A 22,508-nucleotide genomic window follows, 5' to 3' on the forward strand; every position below is an offset into this window, starting at 1 on the left:
CGGGCCAATCCGCCAGCACCGATTCCCGGTTGACATCCGTTCGGGTCCGATGGGATAAACGGGCTCCCTGGGACGGCCAGGAACTCGTCGAGCGGGGGGAACGCGGGCATGGCCAACTGCACATCGTGCGGGGCGACTTCGCCGGAGGGGGCGCCCGCCTGCGGGACCTGCGGGCGGCCGTTCGCACCCCCGCCGCCCGCGCCGCCCGCCGCCGCGCCGCCCCCGCCGGCCGCGGCCCCGCCCGTCCCGCAGCCGGAGTACGGGCCGCAGCCGGGGCACGGGCCGCAGCCGGGGCACGTCCCGCAGCCGGGGCACGTCCCGCAGCCGGAGTACGGGTCGGCGGCCGTGGCCCCGCCCGCCCTGGGCAGCTGGGGTGCCGGGCAGACGTACGACCGGCAGCCCGCCCTCCGGCGCCTGCTGACGGCCGCGGACTGGCGCCCGGCGGTCAAGGCGGCCGTCGCGCCGACCCTCGTCCTGCTGGCGGTCGCGCTGATCGCGGCGATCCCGAGCGGCTACCAGTACCAGTACCGGTTCGAGGCGCCCGGCTTCGGCGAGCGCTTCGGCGCGATGCTGTCGATGGCCCTGAGCGCGCTCGGCGCGCCGTTCCGGCTCGCCTACCAGAGCTCGGTGAGCCGGGGCCAGGCCGGCTGGACCGAGAGCGTCCGGATGCTGCCGATGACCGTCACCGTCCTGTGGTGCCTGGCGCTCTGGCTCGGCGTGCGGGCCGGGCTGCGCCGGCGCAAGGCGGCGGAGGGCCAGCTGACCCGGGGCCAGGCCGCCGCCGAGGCGATGCGCACCGCGGCGGTCCTCGCGGCGGTGAGCCTGGTGCTCGGCCTGGTCGGCGGCACGGAGTGGAACCCGGACGGCCGCGGCGTCAAGTCCGACTACTTCGACTCCGGAGCCAGGTCGGAGCTGCTGATCACCGCGGACTCCGGCTGGCTGGAGGCGGTCGCCTGGACCGTCGTGCCGGCCGCCCTGCTGACCTTCCTCGTGTACGGCACCGACGCGCTGCGCTGGGCCGCCTGGCGCAGCCGCTCGGTGCGCGGCTGGGCGGTGGCCGCGCTGACCGCCGGCCAGGCGCTCGCGGTCGCGGTGGGGCTGTCCTCGGTGGTGGCCTTCCTGCTGGTCGCGCTGAACAGCGACGACGGGACGCTGACCGGCGTCTCGCTGGCCTTCCTGCCCAACCTCGGCCTCGGCCTGCTCGGCTTCGGCTCGGGGGCGGGCTTCCGGGCGCACAGCGGTCTGTCCGGTGAGGGCGGCAGCTCGTGGCGCGACCGCAACACCGACACCGAGTTCTCCTTCTTCGACCTGCGGGACCTGAGCGCCGACTGGCGCTGGGCGGGCCTGATCGCGCTCGTCGCGGCGGGCGTGCTCGGCTGGTCGGCGTACCGGCGGCGCCTGGACGCGACCGACCGGCTGCGCCTGGCGGCCCTGTACGCCGGGGCGCTCACCCTGCTGATGGCGGTCGCCGGGGCGCGGCTGGTGGAGACCACCTCCATGACGGGCTGGAGCGAGGCCGGTCGGATGGAGTTCTCCCAGGAGTCCACGGTCGGGCTGGTGTTCCTCGGCACGCTGGTGGCCAACGCGGTCTGGGCGCTGGCCGGCGCCCTGCTGGTGCCGCCGCTGCTGGCGGCCGTCCGCGACCGGGGCGTGGGCGCGCCGAGCGGTGCGGTGCCGTACGCCGAGTCCCCGTTCGCCCACGCCCAGGGTGCCGCTCCGCACCCGGGGACGGTGCCGCCGGAGGTGCCGTACGCGACGCCGGCGCACGGCGTTCCGGTGCGGCAGGGCGGTCCGGTGCCGGGGTACGGCGTGCCGGCGCAGGCCGCCGCGCCGCAGGACGCGCCGTTCGCCCCCGGGGGCGGGGTGAGCGAGGTGCTCGCCTCGCACGAGGAGTCGCCCGCCCCGGCCGGCGGGGCGCCGGTGCCCGGTGCGCTGCCGGGCGTGGTGCCGCCGCGTCCGGCGGAGGAGCCGGTCGACCCGAGCGTCTGGCGCGAGCACCCCTGAGTCCGCCCCCGGGTCCACCGTTGGGGGCGGACGGGAGAACGCGAGCGCGACGGCAGCGGGAAAAGGCGACGGGCAAAGGGCAAAGGGCCCCGCGGGGGAACGGGGCCCTTTGTCGTTCAGCACTCGGCGTCAGGGCCGCGCCGGTGCTGGGGTGACGGCGCCGGGGGAGGAGCGCCGTCGTGTCGGTTGGCTTCGGGGTGCGCCGCGCGGCTCCGGCGTGGGTGGCCGGTCTCGCGGGGCGCGCACCTCCGTGCGGGGCGGACCGACGCACAGGTCTGCGCCGGTCCCGCGCTCACGGAGCGTGAACTGACATCCGCTGCCGCCTCCCTGCGGCGCGGCTGCGGAGAAAGCCGTCGCGGGCCTCCTCGGTGAGCCGTGAGGCGCCGGGAGAACCGCTTACAACGAGCATCGTGCTGGACGAGGGGCTCGCTCTGCAACCGGTTCGGCACAGTTCGGCACAGAGCATTTCCTGCCGAGGCCGCCGTCGATGATCACGGTGCGTAGTGATTCGAATGGTTGTGGCGCACGGGGACGCGCGTAGCGGCACGGGACGGAGGGGGGAGTGCGCCCGGGGCGCGCACCGGGTCGGACCGGGGGTGCGACGGCCGGTCCCGGGCGTCCCCGGACGCCGGCCGTCCCACCTCTCGGCCCAGTCGCGGCCGGGGTCGCTGTCCCCTGCTGGCCGGCCGCGGCACCCGCGCACGGTCCCACGGAGCCGTGCGCCCGGCGGGCCGGGCGGCGGCACCACGTGCGCCGGTGGACTGGGTGGAGCTCCACGCGTGGTCCTGCTCCCGTACGGCGGTGCCCCCGCGGGGGCGGGCGGCGCGTCTGGCGGACGCGGCGCGGCCGTACGTTCGTCAGAAGCAACGAACCTCGGCCCCGTCCGGTCACGGTTCATTGGACGGGCAGACGAGTGAAACCGGACAGCCCGGTAGAATCGGTGTCCAGACACCCCACACCGTCCGCCGCAGCCGCAGTCCCGCCGGGGAGGCGGCCACGCGTGACACCTCGATACCGCTGCCGGAAGGCCGTCTGTGTCCTCTGCAATTCCCGTCCAGTCCGCGCCGGACAACGACCCCGTCCTGGTGGTCGACTTCGGCGCCCAGTACGCCCAGCTCATCGCCCGTCGGGTGCGTGAGGCGCGGGTCTACAGCGAGATCGTGCCGAGCAGCATGCCGGTCGCCGAGATGCTCGCCAAGAACCCCAAGGCGATCATCCTCTCCGGTGGTCCCTCGTCGGTCTACGAAGAGGGCGCGCCGCAGATCGACCGCGCGGTCTTCGAAGCCGGTGTCCCGGTCTTCGGCATGTGCTACGGCTTCCAGCTGATGGCCAAGAGCCTCGGCGGCACCGTCGACAACAACGGCGCCCGCGAGTACGGCCGCACCCCGCTGACCGTCTCCCGCACCGGCTCCACCCTGTTCGAGGGCGTCCCGGCGGAGCACTCGGTGTGGATGTCGCACGGCGACGCCTGCTCCGCCGCCCCGGAGGGCTTCACCGTCACCGCCTCCACCGACCTGGTCCCGGTCGCGGCCTTCGAGAACGACGAGGCCCGGCTCTACGGCGTCCAGTACCACCCCGAGGTGCTGCACTCCGACCACGGCCAGCAGGTCCTGGAGCACTTCCTCTACCGCGGCGCCGGCATCGCCCCGACCTGGACCACCGGCAGCGTGGTCGACGAGCAGATCGCCCTGATCCGCGAGCAGGTCGGCGACAAGCGCGCGATCTGCGGCCTGTCCGGCGGCGTGGACTCCGCGGTCGCGGCCGCCCTGGTGAACAAGGCCATCGGCGACCGCCTGACCTGCGTCTACGTCGACCACGGCCTGATGCGCAAGGGCGAGACCGAGCAGGTCGAGAAGGACTTCGTGGCCGCCACCGGCGTCCAGCTGAAGGTCGTCGACGCCTCCGAGCGCTTCCTGAACGCGCTGAAGGGGGTCACCGACCCCGAGGAGAAGCGCAAGATCATCGGCCGGGAGTTCATCCGGGTCTTCGAGCAGGCCCAGGCCGAGATCGTCGCCGAGGCCGGCGAGCACGGCGAGTCGGTCGACTTCCTGGTCCAGGGCACCCTGTACCCGGACGTGGTGGAGTCCGGCGGCGGCACCGGCACCGCCAACATCAAGTCCCACCACAACGTCGGCGGCCTGCCCGAGGACCTCCAGTTCCAGCTGGTCGAGCCGCTGCGCAAGCTGTTCAAGGACGAGGTCCGGATGGTCGGCCAGGAGCTGGGCCTGCCGGAGGAGATCGTCCAGCGCCAGCCGTTCCCGGGCCCCGGCCTGGGCATCCGGATCGTCGGCGAGGTCACCAAGGAGCGTCTGGACCTGCTCCGCGAGGCCGACGCGATCGCCCGCGAGGAGCTGACCGCGGCCGGTCTGGACCGCGAGATCTGGCAGTGCCCGGTCGTGCTGCTCGCCGACGTCCGCAGCGTGGGCGTGCAGGGCGACGGCCGCACCTACGGCCACCCGATCGTGCTGCGCCCGGTCTCGTCCGAGGACGCCATGACCGCCGACTGGTCGCGCCTGCCGTACGACGTGCTGGCGAAGATCTCCACCCGGATCACCAACGAGGTCCGCGACGTGAACCGCGTCGTCGTCGACGTCACCAGCAAGCCGCCGGGCACCATCGAGTGGGAGTGACCGCTCCCACCGGCCGCCGGGACGCGTCTTCTTCGTCCTGAGGCCGATGCCTGAACGGCCGCGCCGTCGTTCCCGTACTGGAGGGAGCGACGGCGCGGCCGTTTGCGGTGCGGGAGCCGCTCTCCGGGAGGGACCTCCCACCGAAAGCGGCCGGGAGCGGGCAGAATGCGGACCGGACCTGTCAGGGAGTGGCAGGCGGCGAGGGAAGGTGTGAGGGATGTCGGAGGCCAGCAACGCGGTGCCGGCCGGTGGGGGAGCGGCCGGTCGGGCCGCCAGGGCGGCGCAGCGACGGGCGCTCGCGTCCAAGTACGCGCTGCTGCCCCTGCGGCTCTTCCTCGGCGTCACCTTCGTCTACGCCGCCCTCGACAAGCTCTCCGACGCCCACTTCCTGGCCGGAGCGGGCGACCCGGCGTCCTTCGTCTCGCAGACCCAGGCCGCCAAGGCGGGCGGCAGCCCGATCTCCTTCCTGCTCGGCCCCGCCCTCGACCACCCGACCCTGTTCGCGCTCGCCGTCGCCTTCGGCGAGCTGGCGGTGGGCCTGGGCACCCTGCTCGGCCTCTGGGGCCGGGTCGCCGCGCTCGGCGGCGCGCTGCTCAACCTCAGCCTGTGGCTGACCGTCAGCTGGAGCGTCTCGCCGTACTACCTCGGCAACGACCTGGCCTACCTGATGGCCTGGACCCCGCTGCTGCTGGCCGGCACGCCGTACCTGTCGGTGGACGGCTACCTGGCCCGCCGGGCCGGGCGGGACCGCGCGCGCGGGCTGGGCGAGGACCACGTCAAGCGCCGGGCGCTGGTGGACGGCGGGATCGCGGCCGTCGCGATCGGCGGGGCCGGGCTGCTCACCGGCTCGCTGACCCGCACCTTCGGCCGGGACAAGTCGGCCGAGGCCAAGCAGTCGGCCGTGCCCCAGCAGCCGGCGGCCCCTGCCTCCGGCGCCCCTGCCTCCGGCGCCCCTGCCTCCGGCGCCCCGGCGTCGGCTCCGGCGGTGCCCGCCGCGAGCGTGCCGGTCGGCGGCTCGGCCCAGGTCAAGGACCCGGCCACCGGGGACGCCGTCTACATCGTCCAGCCCAAGGCCGGCCAGTACTGCGCCTTCTCCGCGGTGTGCACCCACTCCGGCTGCGCCGTGGACGCGCCGAAGAACGGCCAGCTGTACTGCCCCTGCCACGGCTCCCGGTTCGACGCCGCGACCGGTGCGGTGGTCAACGGGCCGGCGGTCAAGCCGCTGCCCAGGTACGCCGTCAGCAAGGACGGGGACCGGCTGACCCTGGGCCCGCAGCAGAGCTGAGGACCCGGGGCCGGTGCGGGGTGCCGGCGTGGGGCCCTCCCGGCCGGTCGCTCCCCGCGGTCACCCGTCGCCGTCACTCCTCGCCGTCGGGCCGTCCGCGCCGGGCCACCGCCGCGACCGCGCCGGCCAGGCCGCCGACGCCGAGCACGATGAACGTGACCGGGATGACGATCCGCCCGTTCACCGACTGGTCGTTGAGCGCCGCGACCAGGTAGAGCACCGCGATCACGGTGAACAGCGCGCCCGCGATCAGCGAGAACAGGTCGAGCCGGTGCTTCCTCACTGCTGGACCACCTTGATGTTGCCGAGCCCGATTCCGAGTTCGAGATTGAGGGTCCCCCTGGACTGCTGCCCGTTGGCAGGGCCGATCAGGTAGGTGCGCCGCCCGGTGCTGTCGTTCTGCTCGCCGGGGACGGTGACGTTGCCCAGGCCGACCCGGGTCACCAGGTTCACCGTGACGTCGTCCGGCACGGCGACGGCCATCTCGCCCGCGCCGAGGTCGACCTTGGTGGCGAGGGTGGCCCCCGCCGGGTCGATCGCGGAGAGGTCCAGCCTGATGTCCCCGGCGCCCAGGTTGTAGCGGTCGCGCAGGTCGGTCGCCGAGGTGACGGTCCAGTCGCGATCGCCGACGGCGTCGCGCACGGAGTCCGGCGAGTGGCCGACGAAGGCCAGCGCCAGGGTGAGCAGCAGGCCGGTCACCGCCAGCCGGCGGGCCCGGCCGAACTTCGCGCCGACCAGCAGCGTCAGGCCCACCACCAGCAGCGCGGTGGCCAGCACCGTCGCGCCCCGCACGGTGGGGTCGTGGTGGCCGGCGGTGGCGGCCCAGACCGCGGCGCCCGCGCCGATCGCCAGCAGGAAGCCGAAGAAGCCGAGCGCGGAGCGCTCCCGGGGGCTCCGTACGGCGGCGGTCTCGGGGCGGCGCGGGGGCTCCTTGCGCAGCGGGTCGCCCTCCGGCAGGTCGGCGCGCTGCCACCAGGGCTGGGCCGGGCCGCCGACCGGCGGCACCGGGGTGCCGAAGGGCGGGGTCGGGGTGGCCGAGGAGGCGCCGCCGTACGGGTTGCGCTCGGGGTGGCGGGGGTCCCAGAGGTAGCCGCCGGCGCCGGCGGCCGGGCTGTCGGCGCCGGCCCTTCCGGCCGCGCGGGCGGACTCCTCCTGCTCCGGCCGCGGCCAGCGGTAGGCCCCCGCGGCGCTCGCGGCGTTCGGGGCGCTCGCGGCGCTGCCCGCACTCCCGGTGTCGCGGCCGGCCACGGAGTCCTCCGCCCCGGGGAAGTGGCGGTCGTACGGGCCGCCGCGGCGGCGGCGTTCGCGTCCCCGGCCCCGGCGGCGGTCCGGGTCGTAGCGCACCGCCAGGAAGACCAGGGCGCCGAGCAGCAGCAGCGGGAACATCTGGTCCCCGTTGCCCATCGAGGAGAAGAACACCCCGGTGCCGATCACGGTCAGCAGCACCGCGCCGACCGACTGGCCGTCCACCCGCCCGGTGAGCACCCGCTGGAGCTCGGTGCGCCCGCCGCGGCCCTTGGCCGCGGCGTCGGTCGGGACGATCAGCCAGGCCAGGCCGTACAGGAACAGCCCGAGGCCGCCGGAGAGGCAGAGCACCACCGTGACGACCCGGAAGACCACCGGGTCGATGTCCAGGTGCCGGCCCAGGCCGCCGCAGACGCCGGCCACCACGCGGTGGTGCTCGGCCCGGGTCAGTGGCGGGCGGTCCGGTTCCGGCGGGGCGGCGGGCCCGGCCTCCTCGATGCGGGGGTCCTCGGTCATGGGCACCATCCTTCCGGCCGGGGAGGGTCCGGCCCAACCGGGTCGATCCCTGTCCGTACCCTGACTTGTCCCTGATAAGGGATGGGGACACACCCTGATGCGCCCGCGGGTGCCCGCGTGGAACCATCGGTGCCGTGGCAGCCCCCGGAACCGATCCCCGACCCACCGCCCCCGACGCCGCCTCGTCGGCCGGCGCGGACCCGAGCGCGCCCGACGGCGGGCGGCCGCCCTACCGGCGGCTCTACCGCAGTCCGCAGGGACGGATGCTGGGCGGCGTCGCGCACGGCCTGGCGGTGCACCTCGGGCTGCCGGTGCGGTGGGTGCGGATCGCCTTCGTCGCGCTGTTCTTCGCGCAGGGGATCGGCGCGCTGCTGTACGCCGCGTTCTGGTTCGTGGTGCCGATCGGCATCGGCGAGCCCTCGCAGCGCGGCGGCGCCCAGTGGGTCTACGTCAACGGGGTGTTCGTCCCGGCCTCCCCCGGGGTGCAGGGCGGCCTGCTGAGCAAGGGCGGCAAGGGCGGCCAGAGCGGTCAGGGCGGCCAGGGCGGCGGCTGGGTGGGCCGGATGCGCCGGCTGCTCCAGCACACCCTGCAGGGCGAGCCGGTGGGCGCCCCGGCGGAGGGCGAGGAGGCCGCGCAGGCCGGCAAGGGCGGGCAGGGCGGCCTCGGCCAGCTCGCCGCCCTGGTGATGACGGTGATCGGCGTGATCGCCCTGCTCAACGTGCTCGGCTGGCAGACCGCCAAGCCGTACACCTGGCCGCTGCTGGCGATCGGCGTCGGTGTGGCGCTGGTCTGGCGGCAGGCCGACGACTCGCGCTGGCAGCGCTGGTTCGGCATCGAGGAGGGCGAGAAGCGGCGCGGCGCCTACACCCGGGTCGGCGCGGGCGTGCTGCTCGCGGTGGCCGGCACCATCGCGCTGCTCGCCATGCAGGGCAGCGGCTCCACGCTCGGCTCGGTGATCGAGGCCTCGCTCGCGGTGCTGGCCGGCGTGCTGGTGCTGCTCGGCCCGTACGGCCTGCGGCTCTGGCAGGACCTCGGGGCCGAGCGCACCGCCCGCATCCGCGCCCAGGAGCGGGCCGAGATCGCCGCGCACATCCACGACTCCGTGCTGCACACCCTGACCCTGATCCAGCGCCGCGCCGAGGACCCCAAGGAGGTGCTGCGGCTGGCGCGCTCGCAGGAGCGCGAGCTGCGGCTGTGGCTGTACCGCCCGGAGGCCGCCGCCGAGGCCGCGCCGGACACCATGGCGGAGACCCTGCGGGCCGCCGTCGCCGAGGTCGAGGACCGGCACGGCGTCCCGGTCGAGCTGGTGATCGTCGGCGACTGCCCGATGGACGAGAGGATCGCGGCACAGATGCAGGCCGCGAGGGAGGCGACCGTCAACGCGGCCAAGTACGGTGGCGGGGGACCGGTCCAGGTCTACGCCGAGGTGGAGGGGAGGACGGTGTCGGTGTTCGTCCGCGACCACGGTCCCGGCTTCGACCCCGACACGGTGCCCGAGGACCGGATGGGCGTACGGGAGTCGATCATCGGCCGGATGAAGCGCAACGGCGGCACCGCAAGGGTGCGGCCGGCGGCGGGCGGCGGCACCGAGGTCGAGTTGGAGATGGAGAGAACGGATGACTGAGGCAGCTCCGATGGGGGTCCCCCCGGCCGGAGGCAGGGGGAGTACTGCGCGGGTCGTGCTGGTGGACGACCACCGGATGTTCCGGACGGGGGTCAGGGCCGAGATCGGCCGCACCGAGGTGACCGGCATCGACGTGGTCGGCGAGGCCGACGACGTGGACTCGGCGGTCCGCGTGGTCGCCGAGACCAGGCCGGACGTGGTGCTGCTCGACGTCCACCTGCCGGGCGGCGGCGGCGTCGAGGTGCTGCGCCGCTCCGTCGGGCTGATGGGCGAGCAGGGAGGGGTGAAGTTCCTGGCGCTGTCGGTGTCGGACGCCGCCGAGGACGTCATCGGCGTCATCCGCGGCGGCGCGCGCGGCTACGTCACCAAGACCATCACCGGCACCGACCTGGTGAACGCGGTCTTCCGGATCGCCGACGGCGACGCGGTGTTCTCGCCCCGGCTGGCCGGCTTCGTGCTGGACGCCTTCGCCGCCACCGACACCCCGCCGGTGGACGAGGACCTGGACCGGCTCACCCAGCGCGAGCGCGAGGTGCTGCGGCTGATCGCCCGCGGGTACGCCTACAAGGAGATCGCCAAGCAGCTCTTCATCTCGGTGAAGACGGTCGAGAGCCACGTCTCCGCCGTCCTGCGCAAGCTCCAGCTCAGCAACCGCCACGAGCTGACCCGCTGGGCCACCGCCCGCCGCCTGGTCTGACGCCCCCGGCGTCCTCGCACGTCAGGGCGAGTCCGCCCGCTCGGTCCGCGTCGACGGGGCCGGGGCGGGCGGGCTTGTCGGCGGGTGGCCATAGACTCGATGTGCCATGAGTAGCCTCTTTGAAGACCTTCCGCTCCCCGGTTTCGAGGCACCCGCCGCCGGGTCGAAGCAGCCCGACGCGCCCATCGACGAGGAGCCCCCGCCGTACGACGACGACGTTCCGTACGACGCGTACGACGCGTACGAGGAGGCCATCCCGGACGGGCTGTTCCGGACCGACCACGCCGCCGAGGCGGAGCGGGACGCCTGGTACCGCAACGGCGCCGCGCGGACGGTGGTGGACCCGGCGCAGCTGCTGGAGGGGATGAACGACCCGCAGCGCGAGGCGGTGCTGCACGCGGGCTCGCCGCTGCTGATCGTGGCCGGCGCCGGCTCGGGCAAGACCCGGGTGCTGACCCACCGGATCGCCTACCTGCTGGGCGCCCGCGGGGTGCAGCCGGGGGAGATCCTGGCGATCACCTTCACCAACAAGGCGGCCGGCGAGATGCGCGAGCGCGTCGAGGCGCTGGTCGGCCCGCGCGCCCGGGCGATGTGGGTCTCCACCTTCCACAGCGCCTGCGTGCGCATCCTGCGCCGCGAGTCCAAGCAGCTGGGCTTCACCTCCAGCTTCTCGATCTACGACTCGGCGGACTCGCAGCGGCTGATGTCGCTGGTCTGCCGCGACCTCGACCTGGACCCGAAGCAGTTCCCGCCGAAGTCCTTCACGGCGAAGGTCAGCAACCTCAAGAACGAGCTGATCGACGAGGAGACCTACGCCGGTCAGGCCGCCAACCCGATGGAGAAGAAGCTCGCCGAGGCGTACGCGCTCTACCAGCGGCGGCTGCGCGAGGCCAACGCGCTGGACTTCGACGACATCATCATGACGACGGTGAACCTGCTGCAGGCCTTCCCCGACGTCGCCGAGCACTACCGGCGCCGGTTCCGGCACATCCTGGTCGACGAGTACCAGGACACCAACCACGCCCAGTACACGCTGGTCCGGGAGCTGACCGGCGGCTCGGTGGCGGACGCGCCGAAGCGCACCGCGGACGGGGACTTCGTGAACCCGGCGGCCGGGCGGCTCGCCGAGGTGCCGCCGGCCGAGCTGTGCGTGGTCGGCGACGCGGACCAGTCGATCTACGCCTTCCGCGGCGCGACCATCCGCAACATCCTCCAGTTCGAGGAGGACTACCCGAACGCGACCACGATCCTGCTGGAGCAGAACTACCGCTCCACCCAGACCATCCTGAGCGCCGCCAACGCCGTCATCGAGCGCAACGCCAACCGCCGCGACAAGAAGCTGTGGACGGCCGGCGAGCACGGCGAGAAGGTCGTCGGCTACGTCGCGGACGACGAGCACGGCGAGGCCCAGTTCATCGCCGACGAGATCGACCGGCTCACCAACAAGGGCGAGGCCAAGCCCGGCGACGTCGCGATCTTCTACCGGACCAACGCCCAGTCCCGCGTGTTCGAGGAGGTATTCATCCGGGTCGGCCTGCCGTACAAGGTGGTCGGCGGGGTGCGCTTCTACGAGCGCAAGGAGGTCCGGGACGTCCTGGCGTACCTGCGGGTGCTCTCCAACCCGGAGGACACCGTGCCGCTGCGCCGGATCCTCAACGTGCCCAAGCGCGGCATCGGCGAGCGGGCCGAGGCGATGATCGACGCGCTGGCCGCGCGGGAGCGGATCTCCTTCCCCCAGGCGCTGGTCCGGGTCGACGAGGCGTACGGGATGGCCGCGCGCTCGGCCAACGCCGTCAAGAAGTTCAACACCCTGATGGCCGGGCTGCGCCAGGTCGTCGAGTCGGGCGCGGGCCCGGCGGCGGTGCTGGAGGCCGTCCTGGAGGAGACCGGCTACCTGGCCGAGCTCCAGGCCTCGACCGACCCGCAGGACGAGACCCGGGTGGAGAACCTCCAGGAGCTCGCCTCCGTCGCCCTGGAGTACGAGCAGGACCCGGGCGAGCGGCCGGACGCCGGCGAGGAGGGCACGCCGCCGGTCGGTTCGCTGGCCGACTTCCTGGAGCGGGTCGCGCTGGTCGCCGACTCGGACCAGATCCCGGACGACGATCAGGACGGGCAGGGCGTCATCACGATGATGACCCTGCACACCGCCAAGGGCCTGGAGTTCCCGGTGGTCTTCCTGACCGGCATGGAGGACGGGATCTTCCCGCACATGCGGGCGCTCAACCAGGTCAAGGAGCTGGAGGAGGAGCGCCGGCTCGCGTACGTCGGGCTCACCCGGGCCCGCGAGCGGCTGTACCTGACCCGCTCGGTGCTGCGCAGCGCCTGGGGGCAGCCGGCCTACAACCCGGCCTCGCGGTTCCTGGAGGAGATCCCGGAGACGCTGGTGGAGTGGAAGCGCACCGGGGCGGCGCAGGCGCCGGTCCAGCGCGGCTACTCCTCGGGCTCGTCCTGGGGCAAGTCCTCGTCCGGGGGCGGGAGTTCGCGGTCCTCGTCGTCGGCGGCCGCGCCGAAGGCGGGCTGGGGGCAGTCGGTCCGGCGCGGCGGCCAGGTGGTGGAGCGCGAGGCCGTCTCGCTCGCGGTCGGCGACCGGGTCACCCACGACAGCTTCGGGCTGGGCACGGTGGTGGCCGTCACGGGCGCCGGCGACCGGGCGCAGGCCACCGTCGACTTCGGGACGGAGGGGCGCAAGCAGCTGCTGCTGCGCTACGCGCCCGTCGAGAAGCTGTAGTCGGGAAGCCGTGGGGCATGTCCCGGCCCGCGCCCGACGGCGCGGGCCGGGCGCTCAGCGCGGGTCCAGTCCGTTGGAGAGGAGCCAGGGCAGCGGGTCGATCGGCTTGCTGTCCTGCGGCCGGATCTCGAAGTGCAGGTGCGGGCCGGTGCTGTTGCCGCTGGTGCCGACGAAGGCGATCACGTCGCCCTGCTTCACCGGGCCCTTGCGCACCTTGTACGCCCGCAGGTGGCAGTACCAGGCCTCGGTGCCGTCGGGCATCTTGAGGATCGTCATGTAGCCGTAGAACGGGTTCCACTGGGTGCGCAGGGTGCCGTCGGTCACGGCGTAGACCTCGGAGCCGCCGTCCACCGGGAAGTCGATGCCGGTGTGCCGGTTGGCCCAGTGGGTGCCGGCCTCGCCGAACAGTTCGCCGAGGCCGTGCTGGGCGACCGGCATGACCACCTTCGGCTTGACCGGCTCGGGGGCCGGCTGGGCCGTGGGCTGGGCGGCGGGGGCCTCGGCGGGCTGGGCCCCGGCCAGCGGCTGGCGGGCGTCGCCGCGCGAGGCCTGGGCCGGTGCGCCGGCCGCGACCGCCTGGGCGGCCGCCGCGTGCGCGGCGGCGGCGTCCGGGGCGGCGTCCGTCGCGCTCAGCGGCACCCGTCCGGCGGCCTGGGCGCGCTGGTCGGCCTCCCCCTGCACCGTGACGGCCGCCGCCGCGGCCACCCCGAGCGCGGCCACCGACGGCAGCGCGACCCGCAGCAGCGCCGTCCGGGTGGCCGCCTTCGCGGCGCCGCGGCGCTGGGCGCGGGACTGCTCGCGGGCGGCGAGGCGCAGCTCCGCGCGGGTCGGACGGGCGGCTGCATCGGGAGCCATCGGGGGCTGCCTCCTCGGTGGGCCTCGGGCGTCGTCGGGCGAGGGGTGAAAACAGCCGTGACTGTAGCCCCCCGGCCGATGCCCCGGAAAAACCTCCGGATGTCAAGGGGTCGGCCGGGGGGTCTGTGCGGAGGTTGCGGGGAGGAGGGGCATACCGGCTGGTAGCAAGGGCCGGAGCTGTGACTTTGCCCTCCTCTTCGGAGGTGGCACGGTCAACCGTGCCGGGTGGCGCTAACCTCCCCTCAGGTTGGTTATTGACCGTTAACCGCGCCGGCGGCCCACGAGGCCCGGTCGGATGGTGGACGACGACGTCCAGGAGGCAGTCATGAGTGTGTCGGGGCCGATCCGTGTGGTGGTCGCCAAGCCCGGGCTCGACGGTCACGACCGTGGTGCCAAGGTCATCGCGCGCGCCCTGCGCGACGCCGGTATGGAGGTCATCTACACCGGACTGCACCAGACGCCCGAGCAGGTCGTCGACACCGCGATCCAGGAGGACGCGGACGGCATCGGGCTGTCGATCCTCTCCGGCGCCCACATGACGCTGTGCGCGCGGGTGCTGGAGCTGCTGAAGGAGCGCGACGCGGAGGACATCAAGGTCTTCTGCGGGGGGATCATCCCGGACGAGGACATCGCCGAGCTCAAGGCGATGGGCGTCGCCGACATCTTCACCCCGGGCACGCCGACCCGCGACGTGGTCGCCTGGGTCGAGTCGAACCTGCGGGCCGGCTGAGCCACCGCGCGTCGAGCGGGCCGTCCCTCCCCGGGGGCGGCCCGCTCCGCCGTTCCGGGGCCGAGCCCGGGGAGCCCCGGCCCCGGCTCAGCCCGCCAGCTCCGCCAGCATCGCCGCCCGGAAGCGCAGGGTGCCGGCCAGCCGGGCGAAGGTCTCGGACCACGCGGAGTCCGGGGCGGCCTCGGCGGCCAGCTCCTCCACCGCGGCGGCCGCCTCCGGGGCGAGCGCGCGCTCCGTCATCCCGAGCACCCCGCTGTGGCTCCACGGGTACGCCCCGAAGGACGCCGCCCGGGCCAGCGCCGACACCACGGCCGTGGACAGCGGCGGCGTCCACGGCGTGGCGCAGGCGCCGAGCAGCTGGAAGGCCTCGCCCAGCCCGTGCACCGTGATGAACGCGGCCGTCCAGGCGGCCCGTTCCTGCGGCGGGAGGACGGCCAGCAGCTTGGCGGGGGCGCCGGTGGTGCGCGGCGCGCGGGCCCTGGCGCCGCGTCCGGGCGGGGCCGGGGCCGGGCCGAGCAGCGCCCGGGCCCAGCCGGCGTCCTGCTGGCGGACGGCGGCCCGCGCCCAGGCCTCCCGCAGGTCGTCGGCCCAGCTGCTGCTGGTCTCGTCGATGCTGTCGCCGACCCGCAGGGCGAGCAGCTGCTCCGGCGTCAGCCCGGTGGTCTCCGGCCAGAGCGACAGCGGTGCGGCGGCCACCACCTCGCCGAACCACCAGGCCCGTTCGCCGCGCCCGGTGGGCGACTTGGGCGCGATCCCGTCGCGCTGCATCCGGGCGTCGCACTCGGTGGGCGGGGTGACCAGCAGGTGCGTGCCGGTGCCGGCGAGCCGTACGGCGGCCCGCGCCCGCTCGGCCATCCGGCGGGCCAGGGCCGAGCCGGGCAGGGTGGAGAGCAGCTCGGCGGCGGTGGCCCGGACGTTCTTGCTGCGGTCGCCGAGGGCGGCCTCCAGGAACGGTTCGTCGGCGGGGGAGAGGCCGTCCTGGAGGGCGTCCAGGAAGAGCAGGCGGTCCTCGGCCCGCTCGGTCGGCCAGGTGCCGCGCAGCAGTTCCAGGCCGGCCGCGGGATCGCGGCGGCGCAGCAGCGTGAGGTGGGTGACCCGCTCGGCGAACAGGCCCTCGTGCCAGAGCCGGTCGTCCGCGGGCTGCTGCGGCACCTCGGGGGCGGTGGTGCGCAGCACGAACCGCCAGTCGGGGTTCCGCTCGGCCAGCCAGCGGCCCGGCGGGCCGGCCAGCGCCACGGCGTCGGGGCGCAGTTCGCTGCGGGCGCGGGCGGCGTCGAGCAGGCCGGGTATCAGCGCGGCGGGCGGGCGCAGGCCCCGGGCCCGGGCGGTGCTCAGCCACTGCGGCAGCAGCTCGGCGAGGTTGGCCAGGGTGCCGCCGCTGCCGCCGGCCCGCCCGGAGAGCAGGACGGCCAGCCGGCGGGCGGCCGGCTCGGGCAGCTCGGGGCGGGTGTCCTCGGCCGCGGGCGGGCCGGGCGGCTCGGCGGCCGGTACGGGCAGCGCGCCGGCCCGGCGGCGGACGGCGGCCAGCGCGGCCAGCTCCAGCAGGGCGGTGGCCGGATCGCCCTGGTCCACGGCGTCGGCGAGCGGCAGGGCGGTGGCTGGGAGCGGGCGGCGGTCGGTGCCGAGCAGGGCGCTGGTGTGCAGGGTCTCCCACGGGTCCTGGGTGATCGTCATTCTCGGTGCTCCTGGGCGTGTCTTGTGGGTTTTGTCGGATCAGGCCGCGGCATTGGGGTGCGTGCATCGCAAGGCGGAGGAGGGAGCCACTGCGGAGCATTGGCGACCGACGACAACGCGGCGAGGTGCGTGCCCCGGGGTCGCGGGCCCGGCAGGGATCCACAAGACACGCCCTAAGGATTGGTGAGGCCGACCGGGCGTCGGTCGGCGGCCCAGGCCGTGACCGGGGCGAAGCCCTGGTGGCCGTACTCGCCGAAGACCGTCAGCGGGCGGCCGGTGGAGACGGCGGCCAGTCGCCACAGCGCCGGCTCCGGGACGGTCGAGGTGCGGACCGGCACGGTGTGGTGGCCGTCCGTCAGGAACCAGCCGTCCGGGGTGTGGACCGGGACGACGTCGCCGAGCACGGTCGGCCGGCTCTCCAGCCACGGGTCGTCGGCGACGGCGGTGCCGTAGCCGGCCACCGCCTCGGCGACGGTGAGCCCGGCGGGCGGTTCGGCGGGGCCCGGCTCGGGGACGCCGTAGCGCTCGCCGAGGGTGGCGCGCAGCGCGTGGGCGCCGGGGTGGTACGCGAGGTCGGCCTCCACCAGGTGGCCGGTGGGCAGGGCGAGGGCGGGGGCCTGGCCGGGGCGGCCGAACGAGAGCAGCAGCGCCGGGCGGCCGGTCTTGGCGCCGCGCAGCCAGATCCGGCGGGTGGTGAGCCGCTCGTCCGAGCCCCCCTCCATCGGCACGGTGCGGCTGCCGAGCACCAGCCAGCGGTCGCGGACGGTCGGGCCGGCCAGTACCTCGCTGGTCTCCACGGTGTAGCCGACCCGGGCGCGGACGGTGGCGGCCAGCTCGGCCGGCAGTTCGTCCATCCGGGTGGCGGCGGTGGCGAGCAGGTGCAGCATCGCGTACTCCTCCAGCAGCCGTTCCTGCGGCAGCGCGTCCAGCTCGCGGACCCGGGTGGCCAGGCCGGGGGCCTGGGCGTCGACCATCCGGGCGGCGACCTCCTCCCAGGGCCCGGCGGTGGACTGGTCGGCGAGGCCGTGCCGGACCCGGTCGGCCAGCCGCAGCCGCAGCTCGGCCGCGCCGGCCGCGACCCGGGTGCCGCGCTTCTCGGCCCGGCGCCGGGCGGCCTCCGGGTCGACCGGCTCCTTCGCGCGCTTCTCGGCGCGCTCCTGGCGGGAGGTGAGCCACTCGGCCACCCAGTCGGCGGGCTCCCCGGCCGGGACGGCCTGCGGGGTGCCGCTCCACAGCAGGAGGAGCCCGAGCGCGTGCTTGCACGGGAACTTCCGGCTGGGGCAGCTGCACTGGTAGGCGGGCGTGGCGAGTTCGATCGCGGTGCGGTACGGCGTGCGGCCGCTGCCCTTGCACTCGCCCCACAGTGCGGTGCCGTCGGTGCCCGTGCCGGACCACGGCGCGGGCGCCGAGAGCTTGCCCGCGGCCTTCTGCGAGGCGGCGTCAGGCGCCAGGGACAGGACGTGTTCGGTGCTCCAGCGTTCCTCCATGCGACCGACCGTAGGCGGGGGCACTGACATCGGCTGACGGCCCGTTCGGAGCCGCCGCCGGGTTGTCAGTGGCTCGGTGCAGGGTTGGTTCCACAGGCCGGGACGCCGACCTGGCTCCCCCCGATCACCCTTGCGCCCGGGGCACCCGTGTGCCCGGCGCCAGACCCGAAGGAGCCCCCATGACCGACGTTCTGCGGCAGCACGCCGAGGACGCGTTCGCCGGTGAACTGGCCGCGCTGGCCGCGCAGGACGACCGTCCGCGCCCCGAGCGCTGGAAGCTCTCGCCGTGGGCCGTGGCGACGTACCTGCTCGGCGGCGAGCTGCCGGACGGCACCCGGATCACCCCCAAGTACATCGGCCCGCGCCGGGTCGTCGAGGTCGCCGTGACGACCCTGGCGACGGACCGCGCGCTGCTGCTGCTCGGCGTGCCGGGCACCGCGAAGACCTGGGTGTCCGAGCACCTGGCCGCGGCGATCAGCGGCGACTCCACGATGCTGGTGCAGGGCACCGCCGGTACTCCCGAGGAGGCCGTCCGGTACGGCTGGAACTACGCCCAGCTGCTCACCAACGGGCCCAGTCGGGACGCCCTGGTGCCCTCGCCGCTGATGCGGGCGATGGCCGACGGCAAGATCGCCCGGGTCGAGGAGCTCACCCGCATCCCGGCCGACGTGCAGGACAGTCTGATCACCATCCTGTCCGAGAAGACGCTTCCCGTACCGGAGTTGGGCTCCGAGACGCAGGCGGTGCGCGGCTTCAACGTGATCGCCACCGCCAACGACCGCGACCGCGGCGTCAACGAGCTGTCCAGCGCGCTGCGCCGCCGCTTCAACACCGTGGTGCTCCCGCTGCCGGGCTCGCTGGACGAGGAGGTCGACATCGTCACCCGCCGGGTCGGCCAGCTCGGCCGCTCCCTGGAGCTGCCCGAACTGCCCGGCGGCGCCGAGGAGATCAGGCGCGTGGTCACCGTCTTCCGCGAGCTGCGCGCCGGGATCACGGTGGACGGCCGGACGAAGGTCAAGACCCCGAGCGGCACCCTCTCCACCGCCGAGGCGATATCGGTGGTGACCAACGGCCTGGCGCTGGCCACCCACTTCGGCGACGGCGTGCTGCGCGCCGGGGACCTGACGGCCGGCATCCTCGGCGCCGTCGTCCGCGACCCGGTGGCGGACCGGGCGGTCTGGCGCGAGTACGTCGAAGGGGTGGTGCGCGAGCGCGAGGGCTGGAAGGACTTCTACCGCGCCGCCCGCGAGGTGGGGGCATGACGACGCCCGAGGTCGCCCTGCTGGGCATCCGCCACCACGGCCCCGGCTCGGCCCGGGCGGTCGCCGCCGCGCTGGCGCAGTGGCGGCCGGACGCGGTGCTGATCGAGGGCCCGCCGGAGGCCGACGGCATCGTCCACCTGGCCGGCGAGAAGGACATGGTCCCGCCGGTGGCGCTGCTCGCCCACGCGGTGGACGACCCGGCGAAGGCCGCCTTCTGGCCGTACGCCGAGTTCTCCCCGGAGTGGGTGGCGATCCGGCACGCCGTGGAGCACGACCTGCCGGTCCGCTTCATCGACCTGCCCGCCGGGTACGGCTTCGCGCCGGCCCCGGAGGACGGCGCCGAGGGGGCGGCCGACGGAGGGACGGCCGCCGGGGAGGAGGCCGACGGGGCGGAGGCCGTCGAGCCGGTCGCCGACCCGCTGGCGCTGCTCGCCGAGGCGGCCGGGCACGACGACGCGGAGCGCTGGTGGGAGGACGTGGTCGAGCACCGCGCGCCCGGCACCGACGCGCTGGCGCCGTTCGCCGCCGTCGCCGAGGCGATGGGCGCGCTGCGCGCCGAGGGCCTCGGCGAGTCCCGCCGGGACCTGCTGCGCGAGGCGCACATGCGCCAGCAGATCCGCGCCGCCCGCCGCGCCGGGCACCAGCGGATCGCCGTGGTCTGCGGGGCCTTCCACGTCCCCGCGCTGGAGCGGATGCCCACCGTCGCCCACGACCGGGCGCTGCTCGCCGGGCTGCCGAAGAAGGTGCGCACCGACATCACCTGGGTGCCGTGGACGCACCGCCGGCTCTCCCAGGCCACCGGCTACGGCGCGGGCGTGCAGTCGCCCGGCTGGTACCACCACCTGTTCACCACCGACGGCGACCCGGTGCCCCGCTGGCTCACCCGGGCGGCCGACCTGCTGCGCGCCGAGGACCACCCGGTCTCCTCCGCGCACGTGATCGAGGCGGTCCGGCTCGCCGAGACCCTGGCCGTGCTGCGCGGCCGCCCGCTCGCCGGGCTGACCGAGACGCTGGACGCCGTGCGCGCGGTGCTCTGCGAGGGCTCGGAGGTCGCCCTGGAGCTGGTCCGGGACCGCCTGGTGGTCGGCGACGCGCTCGGCGAGGTCCCGGACGCCGCACCGGCGGTACCGCTCCAGCGCGACCTGACCCGGTGGCAGCGCTCGCTGCGGCTCAAGCCCGACGCCGCGCCGAAGGACGTCGACCTCGACCTGCGCAAGGAGACCGACGCGGCCCGCTCCCGGCTGCTGCACCGGCTGCGGCTGCTGGGCGTGGACTGGGGCGTGCCCGCGCGTTCCTCGGTGAACTCGACCGGGACGTTCCGGGAGAGCTGGCGGCTGTGCTGGCAGCCCGAGTTCGCGGTCCGGATCGCCGAGGCCGCCCAGTGGGGCACCACGGTCGAGGAGGCGGCGGTCAACAAGGCCGTCGGCACCGCCCGCGCCGCCGGGGAACTCGCCGAGCTGACCGGCCTGGTGGAGACCTGCCTGCTGGCCGGGCTGTCCGGCGCGCTGCCCGCCGTGATGCGGGTGCTCGCCGACTGCGCGGCCCTGGACACCGATGTCGCGCACCTCGCGGGCGCGCTGCCCGCGCTGGTCCGCGCGCTGCGCTACGGCGACGTGCGCGGCACCGACCACGGGGCGCTCGCCGGGGCGGCCTCGGGCCTGGCCGAGCGGATCTGCGTCGGGCTGCCGCCCGCCTGCGTCGGCCTGGACGCGCAGGGCGCGGAGGCGATGCGCGCCCGCCTCGACGAGGTGCACGGCGCGATCGGACTGCTGGCCGCCGATCCCGCCGCCACCACCTCCGACACCACCCCGGACCCGGAGGGCCCCGACGGCCCCGACGGCCAAACCGACCTGGCCCACCTGGCCGACCTGGCCGGCCTGGCCGACCTGGCCGGCCTGGCCGACCGCTGGGCCGCCGCCCTGCGCTCGCTGGCCCGCCGCGAGCCGGCCGGCGGACCGGCCACCGGCGCCCCCGGACTGCTGCGCGGCCGGGCCGTACGGCTGCTGCTGGACGACGGCCGGCTCGACTCCGAGGAGGCCGGCCGACGACTGCGGCTGGTGCTCTCCGTCGCCAACGCCCCGGCGGACGCGGCCGGTTGGGTCGAGGGCTTCCTGACCGGCGGCGGCGCCCTGCTGCTGCACGACCCGCGGCTGCTCGCCCTGCTGGACGAGTGGCTGACGGGGGTGAGCGGCGAGGTCTTCACCGACGTCCTGCCCCTGCTGCGCCGCACCTTCGCCGGGCTGGAGGCGGGCGTGCGCACCACCATCGGCGGCCGGGTCGCGGCCGGCCCGCTCGGCGAGCCTCCGGCCGTCCGCGCCACGGCCGGTGAGCTGGACCGGGCCCGCGCCGACGCGGCCGTCCCGGTGGTGGCCCTGCTGCTCGGGATCCGCCCGAGGATCCCCCGGCAGGCCGCCGGCCGCGACACCTGACACCCGCCGCGCTCATACCCGTCGCGCTGACACCCGCCGCAGTCACATCCGCTCGGTGACACCCCGCCGCGGTGACACCCACCGCACCGAACACCTGCCCCACCGCAGGCCCCGCTGAAGGAGGACGAGATGGCAGCGCCCACGACCGACGAACGGCTGCGCCGCTGGCGGCTGGTGCTCGGCGGCGAGGCCGACGGCACCGGCTGCACCCTGCGCGGCCGTGACGCCGCGATGGACGGCGCCCTCGCCGCGCTCTACCGAGGCGCCCCCGAGGAGGGCGCCCGGGCCGGGCGCACCGGCCGCCGCAGCGCCGGGCTGGGCGGCTCCGCCCCGCAGGTGGCCCGCTGGCTGGGAGACATCCGCGAGTACTTCCCGTCCACCGTCGTGCAGCTGATGCAGCAGGACGCGATCACCCGGCTCGGCCTGGACCGGCTGCTGCTGGAGCCGGAGATGCTGGAGGCCGTCGAGCCGGACGTGCACCTGGTCGGCACCCTGCTGTCGCTCAAGCACGCACTGCCCGAGACCACCCGGGAGACCGCCCGGGCGGTGGTCGGCAAGGTGGTCGCCGACCTGGAGCGCCGGCTCGCGGACCGCACCCGGGCCACGCTCGGCGGCGCCCTCGACCGCAGCGCCAAGGTCAACCGCCCCCGCCACCGCGACATCGACTGGGACCGCACCATCCGGGCCAACCTGAAGAACTACCTGCCCGAGCACGGCACCGTCGTCCCCGAGCGGCTGGTCGGCTACGCCCGCGCCCAGCGTGCGGTGAAGAAGGACGTCATCCTCTGCATCGACCAGTCCGGCTCGATGGCGCCCTCGGTCGTCCACTCGGCGGTCTTCGGCGCGGTGCTCTCCTCGATGCGCACCCTGGACACCCGGCTGGTCGTCTTCGACACCTCGGTGGTCGACCTCACCGAGCAGCTCACCGACCCGGTCGACGTCCTGTTCGCCACCCAGCTCGGCGGCGGCACCGACATCAACCGGGCGCTGGCCTACTGCCAGTCGAAGATCACCCGGCCCTCCGAGACCGTCGTGGTGCTGATCAGCGACCTGTACGAGGGCGGCATCCGGGACGGCATGCTCAAGCGGGTCGCCGCGATGAAGGCGGCCGGCGTCCAGTTCATCGCGCTGCTCGCGCTCTCCGACGAGGGGGCCCCGGCGTACGACCACGCCCACGCCGCCGCCCTGGCCTCGCTCGGCGCGCCGGCCTTCGCCTGCACCCCGGACGCGTTCCCGGAGATCATGGCGGCGGCGATCGAGAAGCGCCCGATCCCGGTGCCCGCCCAGGGGGGGTGAGGGATTCACCCGAACGTGCTAATCGGACCGATCGGTGGACCGGCC

The 22,508-nt window shown here is 75.2% G+C and carries 15 protein-coding genes; 10 read left to right on the forward strand and 5 right to left on the reverse strand.

All coding sequences use genetic code 11. The features are described from left to right. Nucleotides 1-108 precede the first annotated feature (108 nt). The 3 genes from ACFWP2_RS04250 (at nt 109) to ACFWP2_RS04260 (ending at nt 5,919) form a co-directional block, all read left to right on the forward strand. Nucleotides 109-2,004 (forward strand): hypothetical protein, encoded by a 1,896-nt coding sequence (locus ACFWP2_RS04250; protein ID WP_380448058.1) that lies wholly within the window; start codon nt 109-111, stop codon nt 2,002-2,004. A gap of 1,034 nt (nt 2,005-3,038) precedes the next feature. Then, on the forward strand, nt 3,039-4,634 hold the full coding sequence (gene guaA, locus ACFWP2_RS04255; RefSeq protein ID WP_380448060.1) for a glutamine-hydrolyzing GMP synthase: 1,596 nt from the start codon (nt 3,039-3,041) through the stop codon (nt 4,632-4,634). Between the two features lie 217 nt (nt 4,635-4,851). Beyond that, nucleotides 4,852-5,919, forward strand: a complete 1,068-nt coding sequence (locus tag ACFWP2_RS04260) for a Rieske 2Fe-2S domain-containing protein (protein WP_380448062.1) — start codon at nt 4,852-4,854, stop codon at nt 5,917-5,919. Nucleotides 5,920-5,992: 73 nt separating this feature from the next. Here ACFWP2_RS04260 and ACFWP2_RS04265 read toward each other — a convergent pair whose 3' ends face one another. Together ACFWP2_RS04265 and ACFWP2_RS04270 are read right to left on the reverse strand one after the other, a co-directional pair. Next, entirely contained in the window at nt 5,993-6,202 is a 210-nt protein-coding gene (locus ACFWP2_RS04265; RefSeq protein WP_380448064.1) for a hypothetical protein, read from the reverse strand. Beyond that, nucleotides 6,199-7,680, reverse strand: a complete 1,482-nt coding sequence (locus ACFWP2_RS04270) for a PspC domain-containing protein (RefSeq protein WP_380448066.1) — start codon at nt 7,678-7,680, stop codon at nt 6,199-6,201. Before ACFWP2_RS04270 ends, ACFWP2_RS04265 begins: the two co-directional genes overlap by 4 nt. Nucleotides 7,681-7,943: 263 nt before the next feature. Here ACFWP2_RS04270 and ACFWP2_RS04275 point away from each other — a divergent pair, with 263 nt between their 5' ends. The 3 genes from ACFWP2_RS04275 to pcrA all read left to right on the forward strand — a co-directional run bounded on the left by ACFWP2_RS04275 (nt 7,944) and on the right by pcrA (nt 12,730). Then, a complete protein-coding gene (locus tag ACFWP2_RS04275; protein WP_380448220.1) occupies nt 7,944-9,305 on the forward strand; it encodes a PspC domain-containing protein in 1,362 nt (453 codons plus the stop codon). Next, nucleotides 9,298-10,002 (forward strand): LuxR C-terminal-related transcriptional regulator, encoded by a 705-nt coding sequence (locus ACFWP2_RS04280; RefSeq protein WP_380448068.1) that lies wholly within the window; start codon nt 9,298-9,300, stop codon nt 10,000-10,002. The genes ACFWP2_RS04275 and ACFWP2_RS04280 overlap by 8 nt, the downstream gene beginning before the upstream one ends. Before the next feature lie 106 nt (nt 10,003-10,108). Further along, nucleotides 10,109-12,730: a DNA helicase PcrA gene (gene pcrA, locus ACFWP2_RS04285; protein WP_380448070.1), complete on the forward strand. Its 2,622-nt coding sequence runs from the start codon at nt 10,109-10,111 to the stop codon at nt 12,728-12,730. Nucleotides 12,731-12,784: 54 nt separating this feature from the next. Here pcrA and ACFWP2_RS04290 read toward each other — a convergent pair whose 3' ends face one another. Continuing rightward, a complete protein-coding gene (locus tag ACFWP2_RS04290; RefSeq protein ID WP_380448072.1) occupies nt 12,785-13,585 on the reverse strand; it encodes a M23 family metallopeptidase in 801 nt (266 codons plus the stop codon). Nucleotides 13,586-13,910: 325 nt separating this feature from the next. Here ACFWP2_RS04290 and ACFWP2_RS04295 point away from each other — a divergent pair, with 325 nt between their 5' ends. Beyond that, a complete protein-coding gene (locus tag ACFWP2_RS04295) occupies nt 13,911-14,315 on the forward strand; it encodes a cobalamin B12-binding domain-containing protein (RefSeq protein ID WP_224285525.1) in 405 nt (134 codons plus the stop codon). Nucleotides 14,316-14,402: 87 nt separating this feature from the next. Here ACFWP2_RS04295 and ACFWP2_RS04300 read toward each other — a convergent pair whose 3' ends face one another. Then, nucleotides 14,403-15,989, reverse strand: coding sequence for a DUF5691 domain-containing protein (locus ACFWP2_RS04300; protein WP_380448074.1), 1,587 nt, complete (start codon nt 15,987-15,989; stop codon nt 14,403-14,405). 173 nt (nt 15,990-16,162) lie between these two features. Then, nucleotides 16,163-17,476: an SWIM zinc finger family protein gene (locus ACFWP2_RS04305; protein ID WP_380448076.1), complete on the reverse strand. Its 1,314-nt coding sequence runs from the start codon at nt 17,474-17,476 to the stop codon at nt 16,163-16,165. A 179-nt stretch (nt 17,477-17,655) separates the two neighbouring features. On the opposite strand from ACFWP2_RS04305, the gene ACFWP2_RS04310 reads away from it, so the two are divergent. The 3 genes from ACFWP2_RS04310 (at nt 17,656) to ACFWP2_RS04320 (ending at nt 22,463) form a co-directional block, all read left to right on the forward strand. Then, nucleotides 17,656-18,738, forward strand: a complete 1,083-nt coding sequence (locus ACFWP2_RS04310) for an AAA family ATPase (protein ID WP_380448078.1) — start codon at nt 17,656-17,658, stop codon at nt 18,736-18,738. Then, on the forward strand, nt 18,735-21,167 hold the full coding sequence (locus ACFWP2_RS04315; RefSeq protein WP_380448080.1) for a DUF5682 family protein: 2,433 nt from the start codon (nt 18,735-18,737) through the stop codon (nt 21,165-21,167). The genes ACFWP2_RS04310 and ACFWP2_RS04315 overlap by 4 nt, the downstream gene beginning before the upstream one ends. A 129-nt stretch (nt 21,168-21,296) precedes the next feature. Beyond that, entirely contained in the window at nt 21,297-22,463 is a 1,167-nt protein-coding gene (locus tag ACFWP2_RS04320; protein ID WP_380448082.1) for a VWA domain-containing protein, read from the forward strand. Nucleotides 22,464-22,508: the final 45 nt, after the last annotated feature.

The organism is Kitasatospora sp. NPDC058444, assembly GCF_042721415.1.
Taxonomy (GTDB): domain Bacteria; phylum Actinomycetota; class Actinomycetes; order Streptomycetales; family Streptomycetaceae; genus Kitasatospora.